Origin of the sequence: Trichococcus sp. ES5, assembly GCF_900067165.1 — a bacterium.
Lineage (GTDB): Bacteria > Bacillota > Bacilli > Lactobacillales > Aerococcaceae > Trichococcus > Trichococcus flocculiformis.
This window is the reverse complement of sequence record NZ_FJND01000044.1, coordinates 1-5059: the sequence shown is the minus strand read 5'-3', so window position 1 is coordinate 5059 and position 5059 is coordinate 1. Positions and strand designations below refer to the sequence as shown.

Annotated in this window: 2 protein-coding genes, 15 tRNA genes, 1 rRNA gene and 1 other annotated feature; all 18 genes read left to right on the top strand. The window is 47.6% G+C overall.

Annotated elements, in window-relative coordinates:
* Nucleotides 1-88 (top strand) — tRNA-Ser (locus TES5_RS14705).
* A gap of 27 nt (nt 89-115) precedes the next feature.
* Nucleotides 116-187: transfer RNA gene (locus TES5_RS14700), tRNA-Glu, on the top strand.
* Nucleotides 188-249: 62 nt separating this feature from the next.
* A tRNA-Val gene (locus TES5_RS14695) sits at nt 250-322 on the top strand.
* Nucleotides 323-346: 24 nt separating this feature from the next.
* Nucleotides 347-418 (top strand) — tRNA-Glu (locus TES5_RS14690).
* Between the two features lie 98 nt (nt 419-516).
* A tRNA-Glu gene (locus tag TES5_RS14685) sits at nt 517-588 on the top strand.
* Nucleotides 589-686: 98 nt separating this feature from the next.
* Nucleotides 687-758: transfer RNA gene (locus TES5_RS14680), tRNA-Glu, on the top strand.
* A gap of 62 nt (nt 759-820) precedes the next feature.
* A tRNA-Val gene (locus TES5_RS14675) sits at nt 821-893 on the top strand.
* Between the two features lie 2 nt (nt 894-895).
* Nucleotides 896-968: transfer RNA gene (locus TES5_RS14670), tRNA-Asp, on the top strand.
* Between the two features lie 18 nt (nt 969-986).
* Nucleotides 987-1059, top strand: a tRNA-Phe gene (locus TES5_RS14665).
* A 14-nt stretch (nt 1060-1073) separates the two neighbouring features.
* Nucleotides 1074-1154 (top strand) — tRNA-Tyr (locus tag TES5_RS14660).
* 25 nt (nt 1155-1179) lie between these two features.
* Nucleotides 1180-1250 (top strand) — tRNA-Trp (locus tag TES5_RS14655).
* Between the two features lie 18 nt (nt 1251-1268).
* Nucleotides 1269-1341: transfer RNA gene (locus TES5_RS14650), tRNA-His, on the top strand.
* Between the two features lie 7 nt (nt 1342-1348).
* Nucleotides 1349-1420 (top strand) — tRNA-Gln (locus tag TES5_RS14645).
* A gap of 23 nt (nt 1421-1443) precedes the next feature.
* Nucleotides 1444-1514: transfer RNA gene (locus TES5_RS14640), tRNA-Cys, on the top strand.
* A gap of 42 nt (nt 1515-1556) precedes the next feature.
* Nucleotides 1557-1640, top strand: a tRNA-Leu gene (locus tag TES5_RS14635).
* A gap of 146 nt (nt 1641-1786) precedes the next feature.
* Nucleotides 1787-2204 (top strand) — a binding site (T-box leader).
* An 83-nt stretch (nt 2205-2287) separates the two neighbouring features.
* Complete coding sequence (gene trpE / locus TES5_RS14630) at nt 2288-3718, top strand: anthranilate synthase component I (RefSeq protein WP_068562703.1); 1431 nt, start codon at nt 2288-2290, stop codon at nt 3716-3718.
* A complete protein-coding gene (locus tag TES5_RS14625; RefSeq protein ID WP_068562702.1) occupies nt 3719-4315 on the top strand; it encodes an anthranilate synthase component II in 597 nt (198 codons plus the stop codon).
* Nucleotides 4316-4868: 553 nt separating this feature from the next.
* Nucleotides 4869-5059: ribosomal RNA gene (locus tag TES5_RS14620) — 16S ribosomal RNA — on the top strand; the annotation flags it as partial.

Genomic DNA, 5059 nt, shown 5'->3' with positions numbered 1-5059 from the left:
GGGGAAGTACTCAAGTGGCTGAAGAGGCGCCCCTGCTAAGGGTGTAGGTCGTTAACGCGGCGCGAGGGTTCAAATCCCTCCTTCTCCGTAGCTTTATCAGAAAAATAAACAAGATGGTCCGTTGGTCAAGCGGTTAAGACACCGCCCTTTCACGGCGGTAACACGGGTTCGATTCCCGTACGGATCATTATCCTAGCTGTTGTACAGACAGGATACACCGGAGCCTAGGCTCTACGATTTTCAATCCCTGGAGGTTTAGCTCAGCTGGGAGAGCGTCTGCCTTACAAGCAGGATGTCGGCGGTTCGATCCCGTCAACCTCCATTGCAATATGTATTCTAAACTTATGGTCCGTTGGTCAAGCGGTTAAGACACCGCCCTTTCACAGCGGTAACACGGGTTCGATTCCCGTACGGATCATCATCCTAGCTGTTGCGGCTTTAGTTGCTTTCTAGACAGGATAAGAATGGATGTTAGCTCCATCTAATTATTCCTATTTAAATAGTTTTCAAATTTACGGTCCGTTGGTCAAGCGGTTAAGACACCGCCCTTTCACGGCGGTAACACGGGTTCGATTCCCGTACGGATCATCATCCTAGCTGTTGCGGCTTTAGCTGCTTTCCAGACAGGATACGAATGGATGTTAGTTCTATCCATTCAATCTCAATTTAACAGTTTTCAAACTTATGGTCCGTTGGTCAAGCGGTTAAGACACCGCCCTTTCACGGCGGTAACACGGGTTCGATTCCCGTACGGATCATTAACCTAGCTGTTGTACAGATAGGATACACCGGAGCCTAGGCTCTTCATTTTTCAATCCCTGGAGGTTTAGCTCAGCTGGGAGAGCGTCTGCCTTACAAGCAGGATGTCGGCGGTTCGATCCCGTCAACCTCCATTGGTTCCGTGGTGTAGGGGTCAACATGCCTGCCTGTCACGCAGGAGATCGCGGGTTCAAATCCCGTCGGAGCCGTTTTTACAATTTTATTCTGGTCTGATAGCTCAGTTGGTAGAGCACTTGATTGAAGCTCAAGGTGTCGGCGGTTCGAATCCGTCTCGGACCATTTTTTTATATGATGGAGGGATAGCGAAGTGGCTAAACGCGGCGGACTGTAAATCCGCTCCTTCGGGTTCGGCAGTTCGAATCTGCCTCCCTCCATTTCTTTAAAAAGCATCCTCTGAATAGGGGTATAGTTTAAAGGTAGAACAACGGTCTCCAAAACCGTCGGTGTGGGTTCAATTCCTACTACCCCTGTCTCAACATTATATTATGGCGATTGTGGCGAAGTGGTTAACGCACCGGTTTGTGGATCCGGCATTCGTGGGTTCAATTCCCATCAGTCGCCCTCTTATTGGGCTATCGCCAAGCGGTAAGGCAACAGACTTTGACTCTGTCATTCGTTGGTTCGAATCCAGCTAGCCCAGTTTTTTTTAAATAGCAACATCTCGGCGGTATAGCCAAGTGGTAAGGCACAGGTCTGCAAAACCTCTATCACCGGTTCAAATCCGGTTACCGCCTTTCCATAACAACAAAATGGAACATTGCATTCTTCATAATCATGCCGGCGTGGCGGAATTGGCAGACGCGCTGGACTCAAAATCCAGTGCCCGCGAGGGCGTGCCGGTTCGACCCCGGCCGCCGGTATCACAAAAGAAGCTGTTCATAACAAGGAGTACTTTGTTATGAACGGCTTCTTTTTCTATTGCCTGGGCTCAGTGGTTTTTCGAAAGACAAATATTTTTCAGTTGACAATAATGAGAAAAGGATTATAATGGATTAAAATTAAATTAATAAAATCTGTGATGAGAAGTAGTAACCAATGGCGTTTAGTCAAAGCGAGTTTGGGGCAGTGAAAGCCAAGCACTGTAGCTGTCGGTGAATGGATCTCTGAGACGTGATGCGAAAATTATAGTAGCAAAAACCGGGAGTCCGCCGTTAAAAGGACGGGGTATCGAGTAACATCCGTACCCGCAGAGCGAGTTTTGTACTGAGGTGGCAAACGAATGGAAACATTTCGTCCTTTTGAGGAGGAAGTGTTTTTTTGATTCTGTAGTATTAGCGCGAAAACAATGCATAGCCCATTTTTTGGTGACGCATTGGGTCCTTGATTCCGATAAGGAGGCAAGGAGCGCAAAGAACGACAGTGTCGGGTGTGAGTCAACAGTAGAGAACTAATATGGGTGGCACCGCGGCTACATCGTCCCATTATAGGGGATGTTGTGGCTTTTTTTGTACCCAAAATCCCCTGAATCAAGCAGAAACAGCAAAAAATCTCATTAGGGGTGAATGGAATGTTTAATCTGACAGCAACAGAATTTGCAGCAGCAAAAAAGCATAATAAGGTGTTTCCGGTACACTTGACGGTCAATGCGGATCAATTGACGCCTATCGGCATGTACTACAATCTCGAAGGGGAGCATAAGTTTTTGTTTGAGAGTGTCTTTTCGGAGCGGGAAATCGGGAGATACTCCTTCTTGGGTTCGAACCCTTATAAGAGCATCACGAGTATGGGCGAAGACGTCACGATCATCACCGATGGGCAACCCGTGCACAAAAAAGGCAAGGTGCTCGATTACGTAAAAGAGCAGGTGTCGATTCCGTATCTCAAGACCGATATCCCGTTGCCTTTCGTCGGCGGCGCGATCGGTTATGTCGGTTACGATGTCATCCGACAATACGAAAAGCTGCCGAATGTGAACCCGGATGAACTGCAGGCGCCTGAAGCCTACTTGATGTTCTACAAGCAATTCATCAGCTACGACCACTACCAACACAAAATGACGCTTGTCCATAATGTTTTCCCCGAGGACACGGAGGATTATGAAACAATCACTGCCAATCTGGAAAAGTTAGCCGAAACGATGAACCAGACGAATGGCATCCGACCTTTCCAAGAGGTGAATCCGAATCAAGAAGTTTCCTCAAATGTCAGCGAAGCGGAATTTTGTAAACTCGTCGAGAAAGCAAAAGAATACATCAAAGCGGGCGACATCTTTCAGGTTGTCCTTTCGCAGCGCTTGACTATCAAATCGGAATCCGAACCGTTCGATATTTACAGAAGACTGCGCACAAAGAATCCGTCGCCTTACCTTTTCTATATCGATCTGGGTGATTTCCAGGTGGTCGGTTCATCCCCGGAAAGTCTGGTCACCGTTCAGGATGGCGAAGTCATGACGAATCCAATAGCCGGAACGCGCAGAAGAGGGAAGAACGAAGAGGAAGACAATGAATTGAAGAAAGAGTTGCTCGCAGATGAGAAGGAGCGGGCAGAACATGTGATGCTGGTGGATTTGGGAAGGAACGACATCGGCAGGATTAGCGAATTCGGCAGCGTCAAGCTGGATAAGTTCATGGAAGTGGATATTTATTCACACGTTATGCACATCGTTTCGAAGGTGACCGGCAAATTGAAACCGGGTCTGACCTGCTTTGAAGCCTTGAGCGCGTGTTTGCCTGTAGGGACCGTATCAGGTGCGCCGAAAATAAGGGCGATGGGCATCATTGACGAATTGGAAAAAACGAAGCGGGGCATCTATGCCGGTGCGGTCGGCTATTTTTCCTATAATGGCAACATGGACACCTGCATCGCCATCCGGACCATCATTCTGAAGGACGGCTTCGCCTATGTTCAAGCCGGCGCAGGGATTGTGCACGATTCCGTTCCGCAATCGGAATATACCGAGACGCTCAACAAAGCAATGGCCTTGAAGGAGGTAATCTGAATGATTTTATTGATCGATAACTATGATTCCTTTACGTACAACCTCTACCAATACATCGGAGAAATCAATCCGGATGTGCAGGTTCTGCGCAATGATGCCCTGACACTTGATGAAATGAAAGGGATGGACCTGGACTGCATCATCCTTTCCCCAGGACCGGGCGTGCCGGAAGATGCCGGGATTTGCGTTGATGTGGTCCGGGAGTTTGCCGGAAAAGTACCTTTGCTAGGAATCTGTCTTGGGCATCAGGCCATCGGGTATGCTTATGGCGGGAATGTCATTCGTGCGGAAACGCTGAAGCACGGCAAAACATCCATGGTCACGCATAACGGAGATCCGCTTTTCCAAGGGATCGCTTCCCCTTTCGAGGTCATGCGTTACCATTCGCTGGTTGTCGAAGAAAATAGCCTTCCCGATGAACTGGAAATACTCTCGAGAAGTGTCGATGATGGCGTCATTATGGCGATGAAGCACAAGGAGCATGCCGTCTATGGCCTGCAGTTCCATCCCGAGTCCATCTTCACAAAAGATGGTCAGACGCTTATCCGGAACTTTTTGGAGAATATCGCCAAAAAAACAGCACAACCTGTGAATTGATATAAATAGGCATGGTGAGCGGGACAAATCCATCAGAGAATCCGAATGCGAAAGTCGGAATCCAGGGAGTTTGGACCGCTGATCCACATGCCATATTGTGAAGAACGCCAGTGTTTATACGGGTGGTGACGGAAGTCTTTAAAAAAAATTAAAAAATCGTTGACAGCATTTGGTTGCGATGATAGTATATAGAAGTTGTCCGCCAGAATCGGCTTTGAAATGATTTGAAAAAATTGTTGACAGACGATTTAGAGCGTGATATTATATAAAAGTTGCTGATCCACGCATCTGCAAGCCGATAATGCTTCTGAAAAAATTTCAGAAAAGGCTTGACGGACAGCAGGAGCCGTGATAATATAAATAAGCAATCACGTAATACGTGATGCGCGATTGACCTTTGAAAACTGAACAAAGAATGAACGAACCAAATGTGCAGGGAGCTTAGACTTCGGTCAAAGCAAACGAAGGCGATACATCGTATCGCAAACATAAAGTCAGCAAGAAATTAAGAGCTATTCAGCTTTTCATGAGGGTTTCTGTACAAGAGCCCACATTACATGAGAGTTTGATCCTGGCTCAGGACGAACGCTGGCGGCGTGCCTAATACATGCAAGTCGAACGGTCTTTTCTATGGAAGCTTGCTTCCACTGAGAAGATAGTGGCGAACGGGTGAGTAACACGTGGGTAACCTGCCCATAAGAGGGGGATAACATCCGGAAACGGGTGCTAATACCGCATAGTTTT